The 22611-nt window shown below is 34.9% G+C and carries 39 protein-coding genes; 37 read left to right on the forward strand and 2 right to left on the reverse strand.

What is annotated here, in order from left to right:
• Window positions 1–532 precede the first annotated feature (532 nt).
• The 36 genes from CH361_RS18885 (at window position 533) to CH361_RS19070 (ending at window position 20327) form a co-directional block, all read left to right on the forward strand.
• Window positions 533–862 carry a hypothetical protein gene (locus CH361_RS18885; protein WP_100792385.1) on the forward strand — a complete coding sequence of 110 codons (330 nt, stop codon included), beginning with the start codon at window positions 533–535 and terminating at the stop codon, window positions 860–862.
• A 324-nt stretch (window positions 863–1186) separates the two neighbouring features.
• Window positions 1187–1672 carry a hypothetical protein gene (locus tag CH361_RS19635; protein WP_125232084.1) on the forward strand — a complete coding sequence of 162 codons (486 nt, stop codon included), beginning with the start codon at window positions 1187–1189 and terminating at the stop codon, window positions 1670–1672.
• On the forward strand, window positions 1669–2088 hold the full coding sequence (locus tag CH361_RS18895) for a DUF2846 domain-containing protein (RefSeq protein ID WP_100792387.1): 420 nt from the start codon (window positions 1669–1671) through the stop codon (window positions 2086–2088). The genes CH361_RS19635 and CH361_RS18895 overlap by 4 nt, the downstream gene beginning before the upstream one ends.
• Window positions 2089–2331: 243 nt before the next feature.
• Complete coding sequence (gene vapB, locus CH361_RS18900; protein WP_100792388.1) at window positions 2332–2562, forward strand: type II toxin-antitoxin system antitoxin VapB; 231 nt, start codon at window positions 2332–2334, stop codon at window positions 2560–2562.
• Window positions 2559–2963, forward strand: a complete 405-nt coding sequence (vapC, locus tag CH361_RS18905) for a type II toxin-antitoxin system tRNA(fMet)-specific endonuclease VapC (protein WP_100792389.1) — start codon at window positions 2559–2561, stop codon at window positions 2961–2963. Before vapB ends, vapC (CH361_RS18905) begins: the two co-directional genes overlap by 4 nt.
• A 242-nt stretch (window positions 2964–3205) precedes the next feature.
• A complete protein-coding gene (locus CH361_RS18910; RefSeq protein ID WP_425268695.1) occupies window positions 3206–4102 on the forward strand; it encodes a restriction endonuclease in 897 nt (298 codons plus the stop codon).
• Window positions 4103–4348: 246 nt separating this feature from the next.
• On the forward strand, window positions 4349–4630 hold the full coding sequence (locus tag CH361_RS18915; RefSeq protein ID WP_100736119.1) for a type II toxin-antitoxin system RelE/ParE family toxin: 282 nt from the start codon (window positions 4349–4351) through the stop codon (window positions 4628–4630).
• Window positions 4631–4646: 16 nt separating this feature from the next.
• A complete protein-coding gene (locus CH361_RS18920) occupies window positions 4647–4949 on the forward strand; it encodes a HigA family addiction module antitoxin (protein ID WP_002975568.1) in 303 nt (100 codons plus the stop codon).
• A gap of 595 nt (window positions 4950–5544) precedes the next feature.
• A complete protein-coding gene (locus tag CH361_RS18930) occupies window positions 5545–5814 on the forward strand; it encodes a hypothetical protein (protein WP_100792392.1) in 270 nt (89 codons plus the stop codon).
• Between the two features lie 196 nt (window positions 5815–6010).
• A complete protein-coding gene (locus CH361_RS18935) occupies window positions 6011–6238 on the forward strand; it encodes a DUF2188 domain-containing protein (RefSeq protein WP_100792393.1) in 228 nt (75 codons plus the stop codon).
• Window positions 6239–6551: 313 nt separating this feature from the next.
• Window positions 6552–6833 carry a BrnT family toxin gene (locus CH361_RS18940; RefSeq protein WP_100792394.1) on the forward strand — a complete coding sequence of 94 codons (282 nt, stop codon included), beginning with the start codon at window positions 6552–6554 and terminating at the stop codon, window positions 6831–6833.
• Window positions 6808–7062: a CopG family transcriptional regulator gene (locus CH361_RS18945; protein WP_244279964.1), complete on the forward strand. Its 255-nt coding sequence runs from the start codon at window positions 6808–6810 to the stop codon at window positions 7060–7062. Before CH361_RS18940 ends, CH361_RS18945 begins: the two co-directional genes overlap by 26 nt.
• 395 nt (window positions 7063–7457) lie before the next feature.
• Window positions 7458–7763 carry a type II toxin-antitoxin system Phd/YefM family antitoxin gene (locus CH361_RS18950; protein ID WP_100792395.1) on the forward strand — a complete coding sequence of 102 codons (306 nt, stop codon included), beginning with the start codon at window positions 7458–7460 and terminating at the stop codon, window positions 7761–7763.
• A gap of 5 nt (window positions 7764–7768) precedes the next feature.
• Window positions 7769–8206: a PIN domain-containing protein gene (locus CH361_RS18955; protein ID WP_100792396.1), complete on the forward strand. Its 438-nt coding sequence runs from the start codon at window positions 7769–7771 to the stop codon at window positions 8204–8206.
• Between the two features lie 235 nt (window positions 8207–8441).
• Window positions 8442–8738 (forward strand): type II toxin-antitoxin system HigB family toxin, encoded by a 297-nt coding sequence (locus CH361_RS18960; RefSeq protein ID WP_208861472.1) that lies wholly within the window; start codon window positions 8442–8444, stop codon window positions 8736–8738.
• Complete coding sequence (locus tag CH361_RS18965; protein ID WP_100792420.1) at window positions 8735–9136, forward strand: helix-turn-helix domain-containing protein; 402 nt, start codon at window positions 8735–8737, stop codon at window positions 9134–9136. The genes CH361_RS18960 and CH361_RS18965 overlap by 4 nt, the downstream gene beginning before the upstream one ends.
• Before the next feature lie 124 nt (window positions 9137–9260).
• Entirely contained in the window at window positions 9261–10013 is a 753-nt protein-coding gene (locus tag CH361_RS18970; protein WP_100792398.1) for a hypothetical protein, read from the forward strand.
• A gap of 343 nt (window positions 10014–10356) precedes the next feature.
• Entirely contained in the window at window positions 10357–10593 is a 237-nt protein-coding gene (locus CH361_RS18975; protein ID WP_100792421.1) for a type II toxin-antitoxin system Phd/YefM family antitoxin, read from the forward strand.
• Window positions 10593–10994 carry a type II toxin-antitoxin system VapC family toxin gene (locus CH361_RS18980; RefSeq protein WP_100792399.1) on the forward strand — a complete coding sequence of 134 codons (402 nt, stop codon included), beginning with the start codon at window positions 10593–10595 and terminating at the stop codon, window positions 10992–10994. The genes CH361_RS18975 and CH361_RS18980 overlap by 1 nt, the downstream gene beginning before the upstream one ends.
• A 308-nt stretch (window positions 10995–11302) precedes the next feature.
• Window positions 11303–11527, forward strand: coding sequence for a DUF433 domain-containing protein (locus tag CH361_RS18985; RefSeq protein WP_100792400.1), 225 nt, complete (start codon window positions 11303–11305; stop codon window positions 11525–11527).
• Window positions 11517–11879: a DUF5615 family PIN-like protein gene (locus CH361_RS18990; RefSeq protein ID WP_100792401.1), complete on the forward strand. Its 363-nt coding sequence runs from the start codon at window positions 11517–11519 to the stop codon at window positions 11877–11879. The genes CH361_RS18985 and CH361_RS18990 overlap by 11 nt, the downstream gene beginning before the upstream one ends.
• Before the next feature lie 186 nt (window positions 11880–12065).
• The gene (locus CH361_RS18995; protein WP_100792402.1) at window positions 12066–12443 is read left to right on the forward strand and encodes a type II toxin-antitoxin system RelE/ParE family toxin; all 378 of its coding nucleotides are present in this window, start codon (window positions 12066–12068) and stop codon (window positions 12441–12443) included.
• Window positions 12409–12726, forward strand: coding sequence for a helix-turn-helix domain-containing protein (locus tag CH361_RS19000; protein WP_100736116.1), 318 nt, complete (start codon window positions 12409–12411; stop codon window positions 12724–12726). The genes CH361_RS18995 and CH361_RS19000 overlap by 35 nt, the downstream gene beginning before the upstream one ends.
• 268 nt (window positions 12727–12994) lie before the next feature.
• Window positions 12995–13249 carry a UPF0175 family protein gene (locus CH361_RS19005; protein WP_100792403.1) on the forward strand — a complete coding sequence of 85 codons (255 nt, stop codon included), beginning with the start codon at window positions 12995–12997 and terminating at the stop codon, window positions 13247–13249.
• Window positions 13250–13256: 7 nt separating this feature from the next.
• The gene (locus CH361_RS19010) at window positions 13257–13733 is read left to right on the forward strand and encodes a PIN domain-containing protein (protein ID WP_100792404.1); all 477 of its coding nucleotides are present in this window, start codon (window positions 13257–13259) and stop codon (window positions 13731–13733) included.
• A gap of 244 nt (window positions 13734–13977) precedes the next feature.
• Window positions 13978–14259, forward strand: a complete 282-nt coding sequence (locus CH361_RS19015) for a type II toxin-antitoxin system RelE/ParE family toxin (protein WP_100792405.1) — start codon at window positions 13978–13980, stop codon at window positions 14257–14259.
• A gap of 12 nt (window positions 14260–14271) precedes the next feature.
• Window positions 14272–14577 (forward strand): HigA family addiction module antitoxin, encoded by a 306-nt coding sequence (locus tag CH361_RS19020; RefSeq protein ID WP_100792406.1) that lies wholly within the window; start codon window positions 14272–14274, stop codon window positions 14575–14577.
• 284 nt (window positions 14578–14861) lie between these two features.
• Complete coding sequence (locus CH361_RS19030; protein WP_100792408.1) at window positions 14862–15056, forward strand: type II toxin-antitoxin system VapB family antitoxin; 195 nt, start codon at window positions 14862–14864, stop codon at window positions 15054–15056.
• Between the two features lie 21 nt (window positions 15057–15077).
• Complete coding sequence (gene vapC, locus CH361_RS19035; RefSeq protein WP_100792409.1) at window positions 15078–15503, forward strand: type II toxin-antitoxin system VapC family toxin; 426 nt, start codon at window positions 15078–15080, stop codon at window positions 15501–15503.
• A gap of 274 nt (window positions 15504–15777) precedes the next feature.
• Complete coding sequence (locus CH361_RS19040) at window positions 15778–16128, forward strand: hypothetical protein (protein WP_100792410.1); 351 nt, start codon at window positions 15778–15780, stop codon at window positions 16126–16128.
• Window positions 16128–16463, forward strand: a complete 336-nt coding sequence (locus CH361_RS19045) for a helix-turn-helix domain-containing protein (RefSeq protein ID WP_100792411.1) — start codon at window positions 16128–16130, stop codon at window positions 16461–16463. The genes CH361_RS19040 and CH361_RS19045 overlap by 1 nt, the downstream gene beginning before the upstream one ends.
• A gap of 214 nt (window positions 16464–16677) precedes the next feature.
• On the forward strand, window positions 16678–17289 hold the full coding sequence (locus CH361_RS19050) for a YajG family lipoprotein (RefSeq protein WP_100792412.1): 612 nt from the start codon (window positions 16678–16680) through the stop codon (window positions 17287–17289).
• A 478-nt stretch (window positions 17290–17767) separates the two neighbouring features.
• Window positions 17768–18286, forward strand: a complete 519-nt coding sequence (locus CH361_RS19055; protein ID WP_100792413.1) for a hypothetical protein — start codon at window positions 17768–17770, stop codon at window positions 18284–18286.
• A 96-nt stretch (window positions 18287–18382) separates the two neighbouring features.
• Window positions 18383–18946 carry a DUF4256 domain-containing protein gene (locus CH361_RS19060; RefSeq protein WP_100792414.1) on the forward strand — a complete coding sequence of 188 codons (564 nt, stop codon included), beginning with the start codon at window positions 18383–18385 and terminating at the stop codon, window positions 18944–18946.
• 8 nt (window positions 18947–18954) lie between these two features.
• Entirely contained in the window at window positions 18955–19611 is a 657-nt protein-coding gene (locus CH361_RS19065; RefSeq protein ID WP_100792415.1) for an SOS response-associated peptidase family protein, read from the forward strand.
• Window positions 19612–19703: 92 nt separating this feature from the next.
• Entirely contained in the window at window positions 19704–20327 is a 624-nt protein-coding gene (locus CH361_RS19070) for a class I SAM-dependent methyltransferase (RefSeq protein ID WP_100792422.1), read from the forward strand.
• Window positions 20328–20352: 25 nt separating this feature from the next.
• On the opposite strand, the gene CH361_RS19075 is transcribed toward CH361_RS19070, so the two are convergent.
• On the reverse strand, window positions 20353–20790 hold the full coding sequence (locus CH361_RS19075) for a MarR family winged helix-turn-helix transcriptional regulator (RefSeq protein ID WP_100792416.1): 438 nt from the start codon (window positions 20788–20790) through the stop codon (window positions 20353–20355).
• 115 nt (window positions 20791–20905) lie between these two features.
• Between CH361_RS19075 and CH361_RS19080 the strand changes: the two genes are divergently transcribed.
• Window positions 20906–21298, forward strand: coding sequence for a DoxX family protein (locus tag CH361_RS19080; protein WP_100792417.1), 393 nt, complete (start codon window positions 20906–20908; stop codon window positions 21296–21298).
• 328 nt (window positions 21299–21626) lie between these two features.
• Here CH361_RS19080 and CH361_RS19085 read toward each other — a convergent pair whose 3' ends face one another.
• Window positions 21627–22580 carry a hypothetical protein gene (locus CH361_RS19085; RefSeq protein ID WP_100792418.1) on the reverse strand — a complete coding sequence of 318 codons (954 nt, stop codon included), beginning with the start codon at window positions 22578–22580 and terminating at the stop codon, window positions 21627–21629.
• Window positions 22581–22611 lie beyond the last annotated feature (31 nt).

Genomic DNA, 22611 nt, shown 5'->3' on the forward strand with positions numbered 1-22611 from the left:
TTCAATTATTAACATATCCTATAAAAAAGAGTTTTTAAAAAATTATTAGAAAAATAAAAACGGCGTATAACAGCGACTTAACGCTTCGCATCGGCACTTGCGGCCTCGCTCGGTCTACGACACATTCCTCTCTGGAACTCCTCTTGCCGACGCAAGCCTCGTTCCAGTCCCTAACGTCCCTTCCGGGACTCAGGGTCGAGGAACGTCGTTAAGTCTAGTTCGTTATGCGTAATTATTAAATTCAACGGTATTCATTAAATTAAATAATATTGTTTAATTTAGCTATAATCTAAAATTACAGAAAGCTGTATTCTATCAAAAATAGTTTATTTAAATTTCTGTAATTTCTTGATAATTCAAAAAAGTAATTGCAATATTCTGATTATTTTCTTGTATACAAAGCCTAATGCAAACTAATTTAATCTGTTTATTCCTAACTCTCAATTTGATTTCGGCATGTTCAAGTAGAAGTTTTATAGAGTATAGTAATCAAATTCCAAATCCACCATTGAAGCCTAACAATATTTCTTTTATGGCACACGATGACCCAAGGTTTCCCGGAAAAGAATTAGTGCTATTAACACTTTCAAAAGGTGTCATTGTATCGCGCCTTAATGATGAAAAATTACATTTGCTTTCCGGACGGTATATCGTCATTTTACCAGGAAAACATACTGCATATATCAACTATCACCTTATGAACACACGCTCAAATTCAGAAAAAAAAATAGATTTCGAAGTTAAACCAAATCAAACTGCATTCATTTGTGCAAATAGAAATGAAAATGATTGGAATCCAAATGTTCGTATCGTAGATGGTCTATTCCCATTACTGGAAAATACATCCCCACCCTGCGAGTAACTAACAACTCAAAAATACAATTTAAATAAAAGGAAAATATTGGGCCCAATAAGCCCAATTATGTACTTCGCAAATAATACTTTGGGTTTAATCACCTATTTTCTACCTAAAAAATTCAATAAGACAAAAATAACTTCGCATAACAGCGACTTAACGCTTCGCTTCGGGACTAGCCCTCGCTCGGTCTACGACACATTCCTCTCTGGAACTCCTCTTGCCTACGCAAGCCTCGTTCCAGTCCCTAACGTCCCTTTCAGGGACTCAGGGCCGAGGAACGTCGTTAAGTCTAATTCGTTATACGACATTGCTGAAAAAATATTCCCTATGATAAAAAAATATATAATCTTAACATTACTTTTTTTAAATTGTTCCACTATTCAAGTAAATCCACAAGACGATAACTATTCAAGTGTGGGATCAATTACAATGCTTGAAGGCAAACTAAATTACAATGGAAATCCTGAATATATTCCTAGAATGATAAAAAATTTGCCATCATCAACTGATACAATCATATATGACTATGCAATTTCATACGAGCCAACTGATCCGTCAGATTCTGTCGTTGCTTTGAACCCACTACTTACGTTTGGTTTTCCCATTGAAAATCATAAAGTTATTTTAAATGGTACCTTACTCTACAATAATGGAAATAGTTCTATTAAATCAAAAGTGATTGTTTCTCAATATCGAACACTTTACAATAACCCAAATTATTCCGAAATGAGAAGAATAGGTTTAAACAAATTGAGAACAAATATTGAAAGTCAATATCAAAATAGCCAAATTGACGATAAGAAGAAGCAATGAAACCAGTTTCATTCATCATAACTTTCATCCTGCTATTAAGCTGCAAAAGTATGCAACCGACTGGAAACAGATTTTCTCCAATTTTAAATATCGATAGCGATAAAGGATTAGTTTATATTTATAGACCGAAATTATCGACTGGAAAAGTAATATCCTATATAATTACGACTGATGGGAATAACTTAATAGAACTAAGCAACGGATCCTATAAACCATTCTTTTTCAATCCAGGAGAAGTTACTTTTGAAGCAGAAACTATGGGTACTGCTTCAATAACTATGGATATTAAAAAAGGTGAGGTTTACTTTCTGAAAGGTAATGTTGTCGTAGGTCCTTTAATCGGTAAGCCATTTTTAACTTTAGTTCCGAATGAAATCGGAGAAAAAGAAATTAGCGAGTGCATTTTAAAAAACTAAAAAATCAGCAACGTCGTATAACAGCGTCTTAACGCTTCACTTCGGGACGAGCCCTCGTTCGGCCTTCGGCAAATTTCCCGCTAATCCTAACACCTCTGCGAGGCTCAGGGCGGGAAACTTCGTCAAGACTAGTTCGTTATACGACAGTCAGCAAATATTTGACTCTAGAGAGAAATAAAGCAAAAGGAAAATCTAGAAAATTAGGACTTGACAAACCGCGAACATATATACTAAATTATATATATGAACCGAGCAAAATTATTTAAAAACGGAGATAGTCAGGCTGTTAGACTTCCAAAAGAATTTCGATTCAAGGGAAAAGAAGTCTATATCAGAAAAGACGGAAACTGTGTCATAATATCTCCTATTGATGATGCCGTTGATAGACTTTGGAAATCACTAAATGACTTTTCCGATAATTTTATTATCGAAAGAAATCAACCGAACACTTATGATAAGCGAAATTCGATATGAATCAGTATTTGTTAGATACAAATATTTGCATTTACATCATTAATCAAAAACCAGAAATCGTTTATCAAAAATTCAAAAAAGTAAGTCTCGATAACATTTTCATCTCAGCAATTACTGAGTTCGAGCTCAAATACGGTGTTGAAAAGAGTCAAAAATCAGAACAAAACAAAAAAATCCTTAATGAATTTTTAGGATTTCTTAACATTATTCCCTTCGACTCAGAAGCAGCTGCTCTAGCTGGATCAATCAGAACAAGATTAGAAAAAAAGGGTGAGGTAATTGGTCCCTATGACTTACTCATAGCTTCACAAGCTATCGCAAATGATATAATACTAGTTACCAATAATGAAAAAGAATTCAAGAGAATTAAAGAACTGAAAATAGAAAACTGGATTAACTAGAATGCTGACCGTCGTATAACAACGACTTAACGCTTCGCTGTGGGACTTACGCCCTCGCTCGGTCTACGACACATTCCTCTCTGGAACTTCTCTTGCCTCTGCAAGCGTCGTTCCAGTCCCTAACGTCCCCTTCAGGGACTCAGGGTCGAGGAACGTCGTTAAGTCTAGTTCGTTATACGCCATTTTAATAAAATGATCGGAAAAAAATACGAAAATCAAGTCTACCAATATTTCAAAAGCAGATTTCCCAATTCAAAAATAGAACAAAATATCTTTTAATCGGACATCTTTCTAAAACAAAAAGAGAAATTGATCTTCTGATAGAGGAGACTGTTGTCGGTTACAAAATACGAATCGTAATCGAATGTAAAAACTGGAAAAAACCACTTGATGTCGCAGATGTCGAGCAATTTGTTCAAAAACTCAATGACCTTAGGATATATAAAGGAGTAATAATTGCCAAGTCAGGATTTACTAAAGCTGCAAAGGAATACGTGAAAAATACCGGCGATATAAACTTACATGTATTAAAATTTGATGAACTCAAAAGATACCAAGGCTTCTTTGCATTTGCTTATAGAGGAATTTATGGTGCTATTATTACTCCGCCAAATGGATGGGCTACCGACGCAGAAGTAACCGAAGAAATGATCTTAAATGGCGGCTTGTGTTTAATGTATCCAATGGAATTGGATGCTCAAGAATCGTTTAAACAAAGAAATTTCATATACTTAGATATACCGGAATTGGATGAAATTGAAACCAAAGAGGATTTACTTGATATTTTTTTAAAACATCAAGAAGATAATATAAAAAAACATGACACTAATGCACATATAGCATACAAAAAAGAAAATAGCAATGCAGGAGATTTCACTATTCGTATAACAAAATATCCACTAGCTAACTACACAGAAACAGCAGGCATTCTAAAAAACGGAACTATGGTAGTAGCAGTTTATGGAATTCATAAAAACAATGAATATGAGGAATATTATAATCATATTAAATTTATATTTGACCAAATTACTCTAATAACTTTATACGGATCAGATAGAAAAAATTCACATAAAGATTGGTCTCTATTGCTAAATAGAACGAGTAAAAATGCGAATTTAAAAACATTCTATCACAATTAAAACGGCGTATAACAGCGACTTAACGCTTCGCTTCGGGACTAGCCCTCGCTCGGCCTGCGACACATTCCTCTCTGGAACTCCTCTTGCCTCCGCAAGCGTCGTTCCAGTCCCTAACGTCCCTTTCAGGGACTCAGGGCCGAGGAACGTCGTTAAGTCTAGTTCGTTATCTGCAATTGGGTTAAATCTAAACCAAAGCACTTAAATAAAAAACTTGACTACTATATCTGTGGTAGAGATATAGTAGATGTGATTCTTTCTTTTGGAGATAAAGAAACGGAAAAGATATTTAACCAAATCTTTTCAAAAAGGATTCCACCGGAAATTCAAAGGAAAGCTCTTACTAAGCTAATTTTAATAGATAACGCAGAGAAAGAGGATGATTTGAAATCTCCTCCTTCTAACAGATTAGAAAGCTTAAAAGGCGATCTAAACGGTTTTTATTCTATTAGAATCAATGATCAGTGGCGTATCATTTTTACATTTGATCAAGGAAACTGTAATCAAGTATCTATTATTGATTATCATTAAAGGATTATAATAAACTATGAAAAATAACAGAATCCCGACTCCAACTGTCGCTGAAATTTTGAAAGAAGAATTCCTTGAACCTATGCAAATTACTCCTTATAAATTATCTAAGGAACTTCACGTATCTACTTCAACTATTTTAGACATATTGCATGGGAAGAGAAAAATAACTGTAGATATGTCATTAAGATTATCAAAGTTTTTTGGTATGTCTGAAAAATTTTGGATAAACTTGCAAACCGATCTTGATATTAGAGAGAAAAAAGAAAAATTAAAGAGTAAATTAGATTCGATAAAAACTCTTAAACTTTCCGCTTAGCTACCAAACCCAACTGCAGATAACAGCGACTTAACGCTTCGTTTCGGGACTTGCGCCCTCACTCGGTCTGCGACACATTCCCCTCTGGAACTTCTCTTGCCTCCGCAAGCGTCGTTCCAGTCCCTAACGTCCCTTCCAGGGACTCAGGGCCGGGGAACGTCGTTAAGTCTAGTTCGTTATGCGTAATGGCTAAAATTTATAATATGATTACAAAAATCCAAATTCTGTACATTATCTTTAAAAGATCTTATTTTTTTCTCCTTTTCACTCTAGTTTTAATTCCTAATTGCATTAAGACTGAAAAAGAAGCTTGTTTTCACGATATTCAAAGAGAAGACGGACCAACAACTTACGAATGCCTTATTCTCTCTTTATATTTTCAAAATACATTAAACGACCCGAGTATTTCAGAAAGCCAAAAAGAAAATTTTATACATCAACAAACCTTAATTCGTCCATTATGCGACACATATCTTCAATCAGAAAAATGCAAAGCCAAGTCAAATTCCAAATTTACAATTAGATCATAGCTTGCTACACTAGAATTAATAAACAAACTTAAAAATTAGAATGCACATTTTTTTCCATACAAGCAATGGACATTGATAAATATTTACTAAGCTATATTTCTATATTTTTATTTCTTAGCTGCGATATTGAAATTACAGAAAAAGAAAATAAGAAAAGATGTGATCAGCAATTTATTCTTAACTTAATAGCTACTGAATCGGGTCAAAATTCCGAAGAACAAAAGAGAGAAAATACAGAATTTAACTCTGCCATATATGCTTACTGCTTAACTGGGCCAAAACCTTTCGGCGGTACAATACAAGATACTATTAAAGCAATTAAACCTTCGTTATAATTAGCCACTACGCATAACAAATCAAGAAATTGATAGAAAAAGTAAAAAATCAAATATCTTCGATTCGAACATTACCTCTAGTAACATATAACTGATAGTTTCACATAACTTTTTAAAGAAAAATTTGGAAAAATATATTGACAACTATACATCCGTATTGTACAAGTAGAGACATAATACTTTTCGGAGAAACACAATGTCAAAGAAAACTCATCATGTTGTCCCCGCACAAAACGGTGGATGGAATGTTAAAAAAGGCGGTGGAGAAAGAGCCATCTTGCATACCGAAACAAAAAAAGAAGCTATCGATAAGGGAAGAGAAATTAGCAAAAACCAACAATCCGAATTCTATATTCACAACTTGAATGGTCAAATTTCCCAGAAAGATAGTCATGGAAGTGATAAATACCCTCCCAAGGGATAAACATCCGAAACTAAGCTATTCTATTACATACCATAGCCACTACGCATAACAGCGACTTAACGCTTCGCTTCGGGACTAGCCCTCGCTCGGTCTGCGACACATTCCTCTCTGGAACTTCTCTTGCCTCCGCAAGCGGCGTTCCAGTCCCTAACGTCCCTTCCAGGGACTCAGGGCCGAGGAACGTCGTTAAGTCTAGTTCGTTATACGCAAGCCAGAAAAATATATTCTGAGGATAGAAAACTAAAAGTATAAACTCAAAAATACAGTCAAATATATGTATTGACATACATACAAATATATTTATAATAAACATGTGGAATTTGAATGGGATTCTAAGAAAAATCAAGATAATCTAGAGAAACACGGTGTTGACTTCTATTCTGCCCAACTCGCTTTTCTTGATAAAAATAGGATTATTTCAAAAGATATTTTGCATTCTACTGAGTCGGAAGAACGATTCTTTTGTTTTGGTTTAATTCCTGAAGGTATTATTACCGTTCGTTTTACTATAAGAGGAAAAAATATTAGAATCTACGGTGCTGGGTTCTGGAGAGAGGGAAAAAAACTTTATGAAAAGCAAACTAAATTATACTAAAACCCCTAATGATGTTGCGAAAGCCATCAATTCTTCGATAGTTATTAATGACTTCTTACCTCCACCTGATAAGTTAATTACGAAAGAAGATAACTCAAAAGTCACCATATTATTAAGTAAAAAGAGCATTAATTTTTTCAAAGCTCAATCTAAAAAATCAGGTGTTCCATACCAATCTATGATCAAAAAAGTTTTAGATTTATATGCCGATAGATTTGCTCACAAATAAGATTAAGCATCAATCTTAATAAGTAATATGCAGTTATTCCCAAGTTGCTAATTATTAAAATCTAAGAATTCTAGCAATAACGAATATGTTCTGTAGTCATTCTGGCCAGCGTATAACAGCGACTTAACGCTTCGCCGCGGGACTTGCGCCCTCGCTCGGTCTGCGACACATTCCCCTCTGGAACTCCTCTTGCATACGCAAGCCTCGTTCCAGTCCCTAACGTCCCTTCTAGGGACTCAGGGCCGAGGAACGTCGTTAAGTCTAGTTCGTTATGCGAACATCCGGTCAAAATTAAAGCTAAATATGGAAAATTGCCATTAAAAATGTGAAAGAAACGGAAACGGACAAAAAATACCTCTTGACAAAAGTGGTCACAATAGTCACAATTTATCATAATGATTTCAGTTGGAATTCGCGAATTAAAATCACATCTTAGCCAATATATCGAATTAGTCAAGAATGGAGAAAATGTTCTAATTACAGAACACAACCGAGTTGTTGCTGAGTTAAAATATCCCGGTAAAGAAGAATCTAACAATAATATACAAAAAATTTTGAATAAACTGGCGAATGAAGGTAAATTAATTCCTGCTAAACGCAAAGCTACCCAGATTAATAAAATTCAAAAACAAAATCTAAATCCTAAAAAACAGGCTGACTGGTGGGCCCTATATCAAGACTCAAAAGATGATAATCTATAATATAAATGATTTACTATATTGAAACGAGCATTATACTCTCTATCATTTTAGGAGACCATTTCAACGATAAAGCAGTAAGCATCTGGAATGCCCCCAGCGAAAAAGTAAGCTCGATCTTAACTTTAATAGAAGCTACTATAGTGCTTAGGAGATTCTTTAAAGCCAATAAAAAGAATCTTTCATCCCAGTGGCTCTCAAAACATGAAAAACAACTTAAAGAACTCCTTTCTGAATGCTCTTTGATGAAAATTGATGAGAACATACAATCTATTATTGAATTAAAAAAGGATATTGCCGACTGCAGATCTCTAGATGGTATTCATGTTGCAACAGCAATATTCTTAAAAGATGTAATGCATTCTTCAAACTTTGCTTTTTACAGCTTCGATAAAAGAGTAAACGAAGTCGCTGAAAAATTCGGACTAAGACCGGACGTCGCATAACAGCGACTTAACGCTTCGTTTCGGGACTTGCGCCCTCACTCGGTCTGCGACACATTCCCCTCTGGAACTTCTCTTGCCTCCGCAAGCGTCGTTCCAGTCCCTAACGTCCCTTCCAGGGACTCAGGGCCGGGGAACGTCGTTAAGTCTAGTTCGTTATACGAAATCGCAAAAAATCTAATCCAGGATTAAAGAAAATTTATTTGACTTATCTCAAAATGAGATGTTTTTGGGAATAGTGCATATCATCAGCTGGAAAAAATTAGATGATTTCATTAATAAACACCCAAATTCAGAAAGTTCATTAAAAAGCTGGTATAAAATTATTAAAAACACTAATTTTAAGGATTTTAGCGAGCTAAGGAAGGTTTTTAATTCTGTCGATCAGGTCGGAAAACTTACTGTTTTTAATATAAGTGGGAACCACTTCAGATTAATTGCTGCCATTCATTTTAACAGACAGAAGCTTTTTATTCGAAATGTATTAACGCATTCAGATTATGATAAAGGAAAATGGAAAAAGGAGACAATATGATTCTAGAAATTGAAAAAGTTAAGAATGTTTGGCATGATGTTAAAGACATTCTCTCCGTTCCACACACTGATAAACAGTATAAAAAATTAGTTAAAGTATTAGATGAACTTATTGATGAAGTTGGGAATGATGAAAAACACCAACTTGCTCCACTTCTAGAAACTGTTGGGAATTTGATTGAAGAATATGAAAACGATCATTTTATGCAACCAAATGCTGAACCTATTGAAGTTTTAAAGTTTCTTATGCTAGAAAACAATTTAACTCAAAAAGATCTAAATATTCTAGGTAGTCAAGGAGTTGTCTCTGAAATCCTAAATGGAAAAAGAGAATTGAATGTTCGACAAATCAAAGCGCTTGCAGAAAAATTCCATATTTCTCCATCTGTCTTCATTTGATCGTGTTGTTTGCGACTTCGTATAACAGCGACTTAACGCTTCGCCTCGGGACAAGCCCTCGCTCGGTCTGCGACACATTACCTGCATACAGCAGAAAGATACTATTACAATCAAAGGTAAATTTATGATAAAATATTTAACTTTTGCTTCACTATTCTCGTTTAGCTTTTGTAGTATTCCATGGAAGGGATATGGGAACGTAAAGAAATATAACTATAAGCATGGGGTAATAGTCATTCGTGAAACTCCTTTATATGAGCATCCAATTGAAGATAAGAAGTATCAAATAGGATTTTGCAAAGAAGGAACATTGTTTGATGTAGATTCAGACTACACTAACAACGAATTGTCATCTCGTGATGATATCGCTAGAAGTTACTATAAAGTAACGTGTGATAACAGAACGGGATTCCTCCCTATTTTGTCTACTTATACATATGAGAATGTGTTGGAAGCAAAAACCGCAAAAGAACTCTCCGCTGTGGATTGGAAATCTTTTAAGACCTTATCTATTTTCCAGGAACAGATTTCGGGAGAGAGATATTTAACAGAATCGGATTTATCCTTTGTAATTTATTCCGATTTTGACTACTTAAAATCTGCAAGGGTCTGGTTAGATATATCAAACAATAGCAATACAATTTATAAGGAACCATATCAAATCATAAAGACAAATAGTGACAATACAGAATTTACACTTATATCAAAGAGAAATGAAACGATAACTATCTCTCGCATAAACAACAAATATTCCAAAGTTTCTGGCTTTCCTCTCTTGAATGGTGGAAAAGAAACTATAGTGCAACGTTACAATATTATAAAAGACTGGAATTCTTATGAAAGTCCTTGGTTTCGATTTATACCCTTTTTAAATTAACTTTATTTTAGAAACGGTCAAAAAAATACAATCAGATCAAAATCTTTTCTCAATTATATTACTAGAAGTAGGAATTAAATTTGAGGCATAAAAAACGGCGCATAACAGAGACTTAACGCTTCGCTGCGGGACTTACGCCCTTGCTCGGTCTCCGACACATTCCTCTCTGGAACTTCTCTTGCCTCCGCAAGCGGCGTTCCAGTCCCTAACGTCCCTTTCAGGGACTTAGGGTCGGGGAACGTCGTTAAGTCTAGTTCGTTATACGCAATGGGTAAAAATCTATTGTTCTACCGGAAATTATTTTACTTGACAACTTGTCAACTTGCTTTCTACTAAAACTATAATGAAGTCTTATGCCGTTGGTGAACTAAAATCTCACTTCTCCGAAGTTCTTGAATACGTCAAAAAAGGAGAAAAAGTTGGTATTCTCTTTGGAAAAAATAAAAAGACAATCGCGATGATCGTTCCGATCAACCAAAAGGCTGATGCAAAAAGAAAAATTGGAATACTTGATGGAAAGGCCAAAATATCTTTTGGTAAAGATTTTTCTATTACCGAAGAGGAATTCTTAAATATTTAATGGCTTATCTTTTAGATACTCATGCTTTACTCTGGGTAATTGGTGATTCAAAACAATTAAGCAAAAAAGTTGCAACTATCGTTCAGGATCAAGAAAACCAAATTCTAGTAAGTGCCATTTCATTATGGGAAATTTCTTTAAAATATAGACTCACTAAGCTAAAACTTTCTGGTTTTAAACCAGACGATATCCCAAAACTACTTGAAAAATTAAATATTAACATTATCGAACTAAGCCCGGAAGAAGCTTCTTCTTATCATAATCTCAAAGAAGATTTTCATAAAGATCCCTTTGATCGAATGCTTATTTGGCAATGCATTACAAGAAAGCTCACCTTCATTTCTAAAGATTCAGAGATAAAGAAGTATAAAATTTCTGGATTAAAAACTATTTGGTCTTAATTACCCACAGCGTATAACAGCGACTTAACGCTTCGTTTCAGCACTTACGGCCTCACTCGGTCTGCGACACATTCCTCTCTGGAACTTCTCTTGCCTCCGCAAGCGGCGTTCCAGTCCCTAACGTCCCCTACAGGGACTCAGGGCCGAGGAACGTCGTTAAGTCTAGTTCGTTATACGATATTCCCTAAACTTAAACTTTTAAAATAGGATTAGATTTAAGGTAAATATCTAAAATAACTGCTAAATTCTATTCATTTCCGCTCTAACTAAACTTGACTTTTGTTCAATGTTTGTGCTAAAATATTACTATGGATTACAAATCTAGACTTTCCTCCTCACCTGATGTTTTACTCGGTAAACCGGTGATTAAAAATACAAGGATTGCAGTCGATTTAATTCTCGAAAGATTAGGCGACGGGATGTCTATCGAAGAAATCCTCGAAGCTTCACCAGGAATCGAAAAAGACGATGTCCTTGCTTGTATCTCATATTCAAGCCATGTAATAAGCAGAGAAAGCTTGCTTGCAAGTTAGTATCCTCGCTGACGAAAATGTCGACTATCGACTTATTAAACTTCTTAGAAGTGAAGGGCACAAAGTTTTTTCTGTTTTAGAAGAAAATAAAGGTATTACAGATCTACAAGTCATTGAGCTGGCAAAGAAAATTGATGCTATCATTCTTACATTAGATAAAGATTTTGGTGAATGGGTTTTTGCTCATAAAGAATATTCTAATGGCATTATCTTTCTCCGATATAGCCCAAAAGACTTTAAAGAAATTTTCAACTCTCTGAATATTCTCTTAAGAAGAAATAGTCGTGAATTAGATGGGAAATTCGTCGTTTTATCAAAAAACAAAATTCGCATAAGAGATATTCACTTATAGTCAATAAATCGGGAACATCGCATAACAGCTACTTAACGCTTCGCTTCGGGACTCAGGGCCGGGGAACGTCGTTAAGTCTAGTTCGTTATACGACATGTGGCAAAAATAATTGAATACTTATAATTTAGGTTAAAGAAAATTAAAAAAAGTATTGAATTTGTACCGTTATTCCGTTACACCTAAAAAGTGATAGAATTTACAGCTTATAAAGGCCAAAAATTCACTGTCGAATGGTATTTTGATGAAAAAGAAAAATCTGATGTTCTGGAATATTTTAATGAACTACCAGATGATTTAAAAATCAAAACTTTGGCTTTGTTCAAAAGATTTGCTGATATTGGAGAAATCAAAGACAAAACTAAATTCAATTTTGAAGGAGACTCTCTATTTGCTTTCAAACCTATTCCTCACAGGTTCCTTTGCTTCTTTGTAAAAGGAAAGAAAATTATCATAACCAATGCTTTTGTCAAAAAAACTGATAAACTGCCAAAAAACGAAAAAATTAGAGCTATTAAAAGAAGGGATGATTATGAAACAAGAAGTAAAAAAGGTATCTACTACTAAATCTACATTTGATCGTTTAATGAAAGATAAATCCTTCAAAGCAAAATTTGAAAAGGAATATGATGCTCTCAATCTTTCTGAAACATTAATTGAATTAATGGAATCTCAAAAAGTTTCCGTAAGAGAACTTTCTAAAAAAGCTAACGTTTCCAGTACTGTAATTCAAGAAATTAGAAGTGGAAAACAAGACAACCCTACCTTACTTGTTCTTTCTAAACTAATTCACACTTTAGGTGGAGAAATTGTTATCAAAAAGGGAAAGAAAACTTTGGCGAGTGTTTAAGCCACACGTCGCATAACAACGACTTAACGCTTCGCTTCGGGACGAGCCCTCGCTCGGTCTGCGACACATTCCTCTCTGGAACTCCTCTTGCCGTCGCAAGTCTCGTTCCAGTCCCTAACGTCCCCTTCAGGGACTCAGGGTCGAGGAACTTCGGGAAGACTAGTTCGTTACACGCAATCGCTTAAAATTTGACCAGAAAAGACAATATCGGAACGAATACTCAGGTAAATCAATTTGACAAATCCAAATTCTACATCAAAATAGAACTATGAGCCTTCTGCAGATAGAAATTCCAGACCATCTACTTTTAGCAATAAACGAAACAGAAGATTCATTAAAAAATGACTTAAAATTTGAATTTGCTAAACACCTCTTTACTAAGGGTAAATTTACTTTAACGCAAGCGGCTGAGTTTTCATCTTTAGATCTAAAGACTTTTATGCATAAAATTTCACAAGACGGAATACCTGTTATTGATTACGATTCAGATGATCTAGATTCCGAATCTTCTCTGTTAAAATAGAAATACATTGATAATAATTGCTGACTCATCTCCTCTTATATCATTAGCAATTATTAATAAGTTACATCTTATAGATGAAATTTTTCAGGAAATCATCGTTCCTTTCTCCGTTTACGAAGAAATTGCTCATACAGACAAAAAATTCAGTTCCACATTACAAGAATGGACTAAACCCTTTATAAGAAAATGTAATAATATAGACGCCTTTAACGCTTATAGACTTTCATTAGGAAAAGGTGAATCAGAAGCTATTGTTCTATCGAAGGAATTTAAAAATAGCATTCTGTTAATTGATGATAAAAAAGCTAGAAAAGTTGCTAAATTAGAAAATCAAAAAGTCATTGGAACTATTGGAATTCTTATCTCTGCAAAAGAGAAGGGCCTAGTTTCTGAAATTAAAAGTTCATTAATGCTTCTTGAGGAACACGACATCCATCTTTCCAAAGCTTTAATAGAAAAAGCACTACAAATGACTGGCGAATAAGCGACTGCGTGTAACAGCGACTTAACGCTTCGCATCGGGACGAGCCCTCGCTCGGTCTGCGACACATTCCCCTCTGGAACTTCTCTTGCCTCCGCAAGCGGCGTTCCAGTCCCTAACGTCCCTTACAGGGACTCAGGGCCGGGGAACGTCGTTAAGTCTAGTTCGTTATACGACATCACCTAGAATTTGATAAAAAAAAATAATAACACTTGACAACAGTATCGCAATACGTTAGCATTCTATTGTGATTCTAGGTTTTGCTGACAAAAAAACTGAGAAAGTATGGAAAGGTGAGTTTTCTAAAGATTTACCGACCGAAGTTCAGAACCAAGGCAGAAAAAAACTTAGGATGATAAATAATGCTCATAATATCGATGATTTAAAAGTTCCACCTGGTAATAAACTTGAGCCTCTAAAAGGCGACAGGAAAGGTCAGTTCAGCATACGCATTAATGATCAATGGCGAATCTGCTTTACTTGGGATGGAAATAACGCTTCTTTATTAGAAATTGTTGATTATCATTAAGAAGGAGATTATATGAAACGTTTACCAAATATCCATCCTGGACAAATTCTATTCGAAGAGTTTCTTACTCCTCTAAAAATTACTGCATATCGACTCGCAAAGGAAACTGGCATCCCACAAACAAGAATTAGCCAGATTCTACTTTATAAAAGATCCGTCTCTGCTGATACCGCAATACGTTTATCGAAATTCTTCGGAACTACTCCACAGTTCTGGCTTGGCCTACAGAATGATTATGATTTGGAAGAAGAAATGTTAAAAAAACAGAAAGAATTCAACGGAATTCACAATTACAAAGATTTAGCAATAGCTTCCTAGCTATTTAAAGCGGTGACGTCGTATAACAGCGGGGAAACGCTGCGCTTCGGCACTGCCGGCCTCGCTTGGTCTCCGACACATTCCTCTCTGGAACTTCTCTTGCCTCCGCAAGTGGCTTTCCAGTCCCTAACGTCCCTCCGGGACCCAGGGTCGAGGAACGTCGTTAAGTCTAATTCGTTAGCCGCAATAGCGCGAAATTTAAACTGAAAAATCATAAGATTAAAGAATTACGGACGATAATTTGGTTGACCTACACAATCAATTGTGTAAAAATTAAATCGATTATGGCTACAAATCTAAACATCGATTCAAAATTACTTGATGAAGCATATTCAATTAGTGGCTTAAAAACAAAAAGGGAAACCGTTAACACCGCACTTATTGAATTTATCAAAAAACATAAGCAGAAAGAAATTGTTAAGTTTTTTAATACAATTGAATATGATCCGAAAGCTGATTATAAAAAGCTTAGGAAATAATCACCATTCAATTTAAATTTAATGAATTTACTTATTGATACTTCTGTTTGGTCAGAAGCTCTTAGAAGAAAAAATAAATCTGTTAACTCTGAAGATACTTTTCTTTTCCAAATAATTAAAAACGAAGAAGAAATCTTCTTAACGGGAATTATCTTACAAGAAATATTAACTGGAATTAAAAATCAGAAACTTTTTGATGATATTAACAATCATCTTCGATTTTTTAACTTTATCAATCCGACTAATAAGGATCATGTCCTTGCTGCGCAATTAAGAAATGACTTAGCAAAAAAAGGGTTAACTGTTGCTTCAATTGATGTCTTAATTGCTCAAATGGCTATTACACACAATTTGACACTCGCGACTTATGATTCTGATTTCGAGAAAATTGCTCAAAATTCAAAACTAAAAATAATAAACTTCGAAAAATATTACAATAAAATTTAAATCACGCAACTGCGGATAACAGCGACTTAACGCTTCGCATCGGCACTCACGGCCTCGCTCGGTCTCCGACACATTCCCCTCTGGAACTCCTCTTGCCTCCGCAAGCGTCGCTCCAGTCCCTAACGTCCCTTCCAGGGACTCAGGGTCGGGGAACGTCGTTAAGTCTAGTTCGTTATACGCAAGTTTGGGGTAAAAATCTTCCTAATTTAAGATTTTTGAAAAACTTATAATTTCTACTCTTGACACACCCTACTGAATAGGGTATTCTGGATTATTGAAAAGATTATTCGTTCATCTACCTGACTTCGATAGTTTCTGGAAAAAAGCAAAACTCGATGATCTCGATCTTTTAGAGTTTCAGATACATCTCCTGGAAAATCCGAAATCCGGTGTTGTAATAAAAGAAACTAATGGAATTAGAAAGATTCGCTGGAAAAAGAAAGGATCGGGTAAAAGTTCAGGGATTAGAGTTTTCTATTTAGATGTTGAAGAATTTGAAATTTTATTCCTTGTCACTTTACTTGAGAAAAACGATAAGGAGAACTTATCCAAGGCTCAACTTAAAGTGCTAGGTCAATTAACCTTAGTTCTAAAAGATTCTTTAAAAAAAGGAAGGAGGAAGTAATGAAAAAACAAGCAAATGATAAACTGTTTAATAGTCTCAAAAAAGGTCTGAATGAAGCCATTGAGTTTTCAGATGGAAATTCAAACTTAAAGCTTAAGCAAACTTCTATATCCGTTCCGAAACTTCCAAATTTCAAAGGAAAAGATATTAAAAATATTAGGACTAAATTACATCTCACTCAATCAGTTTTCGCAAACACTCTAGGAGTTTCTGAAAAAACAGTAGAGGCATGGGAATCCGGAAGAAATATTCCACAAGGTCCAGCTCAAAGGATGCTCTTTGTTTTAAAAAATAATTCTGATCCTCTAGATGTTTTAGGAATAAAAGTCAGTTAGTTATACACCCAAACCTTCGTATAACAGCGACTTAACGCTTCGCCTCGGGACTTACGCCCTCACTCGGTCTGCGACACATTCCTCTCTGGAACTCCTCTTGCCTACGCAAGCCTCGTTCCAGTCCCTAACGTCCCTTACAGGGACTCAGGGTCGGGAAACGTCGTTAAGTCTAGTTCGTTATGCGTAATAGCTAAAAATTGATCAAAGGATAACTATGAAAAATAAAATAAAAATATTATTAATAACTTCTCTCGTTCTTATATTTAATTCAAAATGCGCCCTTATGAATGGTTCAATTGAATATGAATACAATGATCCTATTTATAATCCTGCACCATCGCGTAATATCACTATCTCTTTTACTAAATCAGATGACCATCCTGATACCTATAAAGATGGAATGTTTATAGAAGGTATGAAAAAAACCAGTTTAGGTATTGATGGCGGTTATATTTTTACAAAGCCAAGGGGTCCTGAGATCATAAAGAATGCTTTCATTACTGAATTAAAAAACTTAGGTTTCAATGTCTCTCAAGTATCTAATCCAAATGTTCCAGAAATTCAAATTCAAGTGAATCAATTCTTCATGGAACCGGAAATTGGATTATTCTTTGTTGATATCATTTCTGTTATCGATATAAATCTCCTTGTTATAAATAAAAACAAAATTTACAAACGCAGGTTCAAATCTATCGGCGAAGTTATGAATATTCAGTGTTATGATATCTTATATTATATCGCTCTAGATAGAAGCTTAAAAAAACTTTCGAAGAAAACTTTACCTGAAGTAGTAGATTTAATTAACCAAATTAAAACAGAGAATTAATTGTGATGAAATTTCTAGTTGCTATTTTAATTTTATTTTCCCTTCAAAACTGTCTTTATCATTTGAAACATATCAACAGACTCGATAATTCTGAAAAAAATTGGACGATTGAAGACAAGAAAGCGAGTAACACTAAATAACGCTACTACGCATAACAGCGACTTAACGCTTCGCTTCGGGACTAGCCCTCACTCGGTATACGACAAATTTCCTTCCGGCATGTCCTTCAGAGGTGTGACTACAGCAAACTTCGTTTACGCTAATTCGTTATACTAAATAATTTAAACGTGATCCTAAATAACAAAACAAAATATTTAATATTTCTTATTCTAATATCTAACTTCCAAATTATTTTTGGAGGAGAATTAGAACGAAAAAAAGTCAAATACTATTAACCCCTTGGACAATACAAGATAACAAAAGACTTGAACGAAGAGAGATACCGAACTCCCTTAATTTACAAATACTCTACTCACCATTGAAAAATCTTTTCCTTGGTTTCAGTTATGGAATTGGAGATGACAAAGAAAAAGCATATAGTCGATACTATGCTAGCTCCAACCCAAATAATGCTCTTTATCAATTTACGAGAACGAAACAAGGCGAAACGTTCACTTTTAATGTTCAATATTATTTCTACAATTCTTTCTTTGGCAGTTTTAACTTTGGACTAGAAAAAGGATTTACTGTTACTAGAAATAACTATATCAACTTTTCTGCAAATAGTTTTAATCTTGAACCCTACTCTCATAAAACGAATTTCTCTGATCGGTATTTTTCTGCCATAGGCTTAGGATATAAAATAGATATTTGTGAACATTGCTTATTTGCAATTGAAATTCAAGAGGGTTATATTGAGGCAGGGAAATTCAACCACATCGTTACATTTGATCCAAACTATTATTTAGGAAGTCTTCCAAGGCAATATCAGGATTTAATTTTAAGTCAAAATTTGGTAGTTTTACTCCAAAAAATTCCATGTTTTCTCAAATTTTAATTTCTACCGGATTAACATTTTGATATATTAAGTAAATTACTTCCCGTAACAGTATTTTACGAAATATAATTTCACGAGAGCAAGGAATCCAAACTTATGAGTAACAAAAAAAAGCTTTCTCCCAAACAAACTACAGAAATTATCAATGAACTAAAACTTCGTTTTCAAAATCACATAAACCGACATCAAAATATAGAATGGGAAAAAGTTCAAAACAAGTTAGAAATAAACCCTGAAAAACTTTGGTCTTTGAATGAAATGGAAAAAACTGGCGGAGAGCCGGATGTTGTCGGCTATGACAAAAAAACAAACGAATTCATTTTTTACGATTGTTCCCCAGAAACTCCTAAGGAAAGAAGAAGTGTTTGTTATGATCGTAAGGCACTGGATTCGAGAAAAGAACATAAACCTAAAAACAGTGCAATCGATATGGCAAACACGATGGGAATCAACATCCTAACCGAAGAAGAATATAAAGAATTACAAAAACTTGGGAACTTTGATTCAAAAACATCCAGCTGGATTTTAACACCTAAAGCGATTAGAGACCTGGGTGGAGCTCTCTTCGCTGATTTCCGCTATAATAATGTATTCATATATCATAATGGGGCTGAATCATACTATGCAGTTAGAGGATTTCGAGGTTCTCTTCGAGTTTAACAAGTCCCGTGTCAAATTTATTCATCAACAGATTGATTTCTATCGAAGATCACAGTAATAGATGGGAAGATTTTGCATTTCAAGAAAAAAACTATAAAGAAGCATATCAAAAACATAATTTAACTGGACTACCCATAAAGCCCAATGATCATTTTTGGTATCTAAGACAACTAAATAACAAAACTTTTCTTAGTTTTGGTTCATGGGGAACAAAACAAACATTTGCAGATGGTGGTCTCATCACAACCGCTCAATCAGAAAGAATATTCACTTCTTCCTTTTGGAAGAGTTATTCGACAAATCGTTGTTTAATTCCAGTATTCGCATACTTTGAATGGCAAATGCAACAAACAGGGAAAAAACATAAGTTTAAAATTGAATTCATTGATAAAGAAACCTATTTTGCTGGTCTATGGGGATCTGGGCCAAATGATTCAACCTGGGTAACCATCATCACACAAGTTGCCAACGAAAAAACAGCAGAGATTCATAACTATGGCGATAACAAACATAGACAACCCGTTGTGATTCGAAGAGAAAACCAAGATCAATGGATTGATTCCAAAATTAATGAAGAGAAAAAAATCAAGAGTCTTATCACACAATTTCAACCGGAAGAAATCACTACTGAAGATCAGGACTCTGAACCAACATTATTTAGCTAACCTAAATCAATCCAAACCTACCTAACTCTCTAATTTTAAAAACACTTTAGATTAAGAGTAGTAAGAGAATGTCACTTTTTTCCAATAGAAATATGAGCGATGTTTGGACTAAAAGATGGGATGAACGTTATAGCAAAGAAGAATTTGCTTATGGCGAGATACCGAATCAATTTCTTGAAGCACAACTCCCGAAACTCGATCGAGGGAGTATTCTTTTTCCCGCCGAGGGAGAGGGTAGAAATGCAGTTTACGCAGCAAAGCTAGGATGGAAAGTCTCTGCCTTTGATATTAGTTCTGAAGGACAAAAAAAAGCATTCCAATTAGCTAAAAGAGAAGAGGTTTCTATCGATTATCAAGTTGGGACAATAGAATCCTTCAACTATACAAAAGAACAATTTGATGCCATTGCACTGATCTATGCACATTTTCCTGCCAACATAAAGTCAGAATATCACCAAAAGTTAGGTGCTTTACTGAAGCAAGGCGGATATATTATCTTTGAAGCCTTTAGTAAACGCCATCTCGAGTATTTAGCAAAAGACGAAAAGATGGGAGGCCCAAAAGAAATCGACATGTTATTTTCTATCGAAGAAATTCAATCAGATTTTCCAAACTATCATATTTCAATATTGGAAGAAAAAGAAGTTGAATTGAAGGAAGGAGCATTTCATGACGGAACTGGTTCTGTCATTCGATTTGTAGGTCAGAAAAAATAACCTACCAAAAACAAAAGATCAAATTCTATTTTTGAATCTCATCTCCAAATTGTTTTCGAAAATGTTTTAGCGAAACCAAAAACTGCTTTTTCTCTTTCTCTGAAATTGATTGGAGTATGGGTTCAAAATGAGAAAGAATTTTTTTGGGTAAAACTTTTTCCAAAGATTTTCCTTCAGAAGAAGGACTAATCAAAGTTGACCTTTTATCTAGTTTAGATAATTCTATTTTGATCAAACCTGCTTTTTCCATACGGCTGATCATTTTAGAAGCCGATGGGGCGTCTTGTAATGTTAAATCTATGATTTGTTTTTGGCTCAAAGTCCCCTTCTGCCATAACATCGCCAATACTTGCCATTGTTCCGGTGTTAAGTGAAACTCTCTAAGACAACGAATCAACTCCCTTCGAAACAGAAGGGCAACTCGATTCACATTAAATCCAATTTGATCATCTAAGTGAAACATTCTATCTTTAAACAGTTTCCCCTTATCCCCAATTACTTGTCTAGACAAATATATATTGACAGTTTATTTTAGGGTCAAATAGTTGTCCAGACAACCTTTTTTTGGGAGAAACGTTATGAAACATGTTGATTTAACTTTTCGATTCTTGTTGGGCACGGTATTTATATTATTTGGATGCAGCAAATTTTATGCATTTATGCCCACACCTCCTATGACACCAGCGGCTGCAAACTTTATCGCTGCTATCGTAACTACTGGATACCTTTGGCAAGTGGTTGGAATGATAGAAATCTTAGGCGGCATTCTTGTCCTTATAGATAAAACATCAACGACAGGGCTTGTTTTACTTTCACCGATCATTCTAAATATTATTTTATATCTAGGATTTTTACAATATTCTGTTGGACCAGCTCCCTTTATAATGATCCTTTTCCTGATTTCTAGTTCCTTATTTTTGGCATGGCAACGAAGACAATACTGGATACAATTATTTCCCTTTATATCATAAATAAGGAATACACTTGATCATACCTCTTTCTTTTGTAATTGGAATTAACTTCTAAAATACTTGAGAAAGAAGTATTAAGATTATTTATATAACCATGTTTTAATCAAACTTGTATATTTTGGCATGATAACAAATACCATTAAAAATACAATATTTGCTGATACAAAAAAAGAACTAATAAGTTTATGTTCTGGGAAATTCAAAAAACTTAATATAGGAAGAACGAAAAGAGGGACTAAGTTTACCAATGTCCGCGAGCATTACCGGGGGTCCCGATGAGCGCTAAAATCGTTACTGAGTAATCCTCGCTTCCAGCATTCTTACTGAACTAAAGCACCTTACTTGTCCATTGACCTCCATCACGAATTGCTATTCCAGACAAAAAACCTCCGATGGGAGGAATTCCTCCGATTACGTGGTCATGAATCGTATAAGTGTTTCCAAGAGAAAACCCAGCCGAAATGTTATATAAAACAAAAGTTCCATCGACATTTGGCACATGGGTAAAGTTTACACTGTCTCCAGCATAATTGATTACGAATGCTGACTGGCTAGCTGGATGAGTGTGTGCTTTGGGTGCATAGAGGTTCGGTAAATCATTAGTAATAAAGTGGTTGGTTGCGGTGATACTGGAAACTAAAGATTGTACATCCGCTTCTAACTTTGTCATTAAAGCATTCAGTGCATTGGATATAGAACTTCTAGCAGTTCCAACAAATGATATAATGAGATCATCCAAGGATCCAATTTTAATACTAGGAGCAAGTAAACTATTAACGATTGAATTTGGACTTAGCTTTTCAGCATTCATGCGTCTCCAATTTCGGAGATCGGAAAGAATCGTAACGGTACCAGATATATTTCGAATTGCAGCTAACTGAATATCTTCTGATCCAGCCGTATCAACGAAAAGGATCTCAAAAGCGTTGGATCTATAGTTTATCGCATAACCATTCGAATCAAGATTACCTGAAGAGGTTTCTTGAAACCTATGTCGAACAACTACTACGGAATCGGCCTCTGGCCTAGAAATTGATAGGTTTTCAATATTAGAAAATTGGATTCTTTTACCTTCATTATCGTAAGCAACCAACGCCGAAATGTTTATTGAACCTGGCGATGCACCTGGTGTGACTGCTCCTCCATTAAAAATTCTTCCAGAAAAAATATCTGCAAATCTATTGATTATCTCTTCAGCAAAGGAAGAATGCTCTTTCATAAAATCTTCACGATAAATCGGCTTTCCATTCCATGGCCACTCAATTCCACTTAACTTTGTCATAACACCTCCCTAATAAACCAACCAGTAGCGT

Source organism: Leptospira brenneri (genome assembly GCF_002812125.1).
Taxonomy (GTDB): Bacteria; Spirochaetota; Leptospiria; order Leptospirales; family Leptospiraceae; genus Leptospira_A; species Leptospira_A brenneri.

What these genes read in the sequence shown, in the direction of transcription:
- vapB (WP_100792388.1), top strand. Translation starts at nt 2,332, where the DNA reads ATGAACCGAGCAAAATTATTTAAAAACGGAGATAGTCAGGCTGTTAGA.
- CH361_RS19080 (WP_100792417.1), top strand. Translation starts at nt 20,906, where the DNA reads ATGAAACATGTTGATTTAACTTTTCGATTCTTGTTGGGCACGGTATTT.
- CH361_RS18930 (WP_100792392.1), top strand. Translation starts at nt 5,545, where the DNA reads ATGGACATTGATAAATATTTACTAAGCTATATTTCTATATTTTTATTT.
- CH361_RS18955 (WP_100792396.1), top strand. Translation starts at nt 7,769, where the DNA reads ATGATTTACTATATTGAAACGAGCATTATACTCTCTATCATTTTAGGA.
- CH361_RS18975 (WP_100792421.1), top strand. Translation starts at nt 10,357, where the DNA reads ATGAAGTCTTATGCCGTTGGTGAACTAAAATCTCACTTCTCCGAAGTT.
- CH361_RS18980 (WP_100792399.1), top strand. Translation starts at nt 10,593, where the DNA reads ATGGCTTATCTTTTAGATACTCATGCTTTACTCTGGGTAATTGGTGAT.
- CH361_RS18885 (WP_100792385.1), top strand. Translation starts at nt 533, where the DNA reads ATGGCACACGATGACCCAAGGTTTCCCGGAAAAGAATTAGTGCTATTA.
- CH361_RS18970 (WP_100792398.1), top strand. Translation starts at nt 9,261, where the DNA reads ATGATAAAATATTTAACTTTTGCTTCACTATTCTCGTTTAGCTTTTGT.
- vapC (WP_100792389.1), top strand. Translation starts at nt 2,559, where the DNA reads ATGAATCAGTATTTGTTAGATACAAATATTTGCATTTACATCATTAAT.
- CH361_RS19045 (WP_100792411.1), top strand. Translation starts at nt 16,128, where the DNA reads ATGAAAAAACAAGCAAATGATAAACTGTTTAATAGTCTCAAAAAAGGT.
- CH361_RS18950 (WP_100792395.1), top strand. Translation starts at nt 7,458, where the DNA reads ATGATTTCAGTTGGAATTCGCGAATTAAAATCACATCTTAGCCAATAT.
- CH361_RS18935 (WP_100792393.1), top strand. Translation starts at nt 6,011, where the DNA reads ATGTCAAAGAAAACTCATCATGTTGTCCCCGCACAAAACGGTGGATGG.
- CH361_RS19075 (WP_100792416.1), bottom strand. Translation starts at nt 20,790, where the DNA reads ATGTTTCACTTAGATGATCAAATTGGATTTAATGTGAATCGAGTTGCC.
- CH361_RS18985 (WP_100792400.1), top strand. Translation starts at nt 11,303, where the DNA reads ATGGATTACAAATCTAGACTTTCCTCCTCACCTGATGTTTTACTCGGT.
- CH361_RS18945 (WP_244279964.1), top strand. Translation starts at nt 6,808, where the DNA reads ATGAAAAGCAAACTAAATTATACTAAAACCCCTAATGATGTTGCGAAA.
- CH361_RS18895 (WP_100792387.1), top strand. Translation starts at nt 1,669, where the DNA reads ATGAAACCAGTTTCATTCATCATAACTTTCATCCTGCTATTAAGCTGC.
- CH361_RS19070 (WP_100792422.1), top strand. Translation starts at nt 19,704, where the DNA reads ATGAGCGATGTTTGGACTAAAAGATGGGATGAACGTTATAGCAAAGAA.
- CH361_RS19005 (WP_100792403.1), top strand. Translation starts at nt 12,995, where the DNA reads ATGAGCCTTCTGCAGATAGAAATTCCAGACCATCTACTTTTAGCAATA.
- CH361_RS18965 (WP_100792420.1), top strand. Translation starts at nt 8,735, where the DNA reads ATGATTCTAGAAATTGAAAAAGTTAAGAATGTTTGGCATGATGTTAAA.
- CH361_RS19050 (WP_100792412.1), top strand. Translation starts at nt 16,678, where the DNA reads ATGAAAAATAAAATAAAAATATTATTAATAACTTCTCTCGTTCTTATA.
- CH361_RS19085 (WP_100792418.1), bottom strand. Translation starts at nt 22,580, where the DNA reads ATGACAAAGTTAAGTGGAATTGAGTGGCCATGGAATGGAAAGCCGATT.
- CH361_RS19635 (WP_125232084.1), top strand. Translation starts at nt 1,187, where the DNA reads ATGATAAAAAAATATATAATCTTAACATTACTTTTTTTAAATTGTTCC.
- CH361_RS18920 (WP_002975568.1), top strand. Translation starts at nt 4,647, where the DNA reads ATGAAAAATAACAGAATCCCGACTCCAACTGTCGCTGAAATTTTGAAA.
- CH361_RS19030 (WP_100792408.1), top strand. Translation starts at nt 14,862, where the DNA reads ATGGCTACAAATCTAAACATCGATTCAAAATTACTTGATGAAGCATAT.
- CH361_RS19020 (WP_100792406.1), top strand. Translation starts at nt 14,272, where the DNA reads ATGAAACGTTTACCAAATATCCATCCTGGACAAATTCTATTCGAAGAG.
- CH361_RS19060 (WP_100792414.1), top strand. Translation starts at nt 18,383, where the DNA reads ATGAGTAACAAAAAAAAGCTTTCTCCCAAACAAACTACAGAAATTATC.
- vapC (WP_100792409.1), top strand. Translation starts at nt 15,078, where the DNA reads ATGAATTTACTTATTGATACTTCTGTTTGGTCAGAAGCTCTTAGAAGA.
- CH361_RS19000 (WP_100736116.1), top strand. Translation starts at nt 12,409, where the DNA reads ATGAAACAAGAAGTAAAAAAGGTATCTACTACTAAATCTACATTTGAT.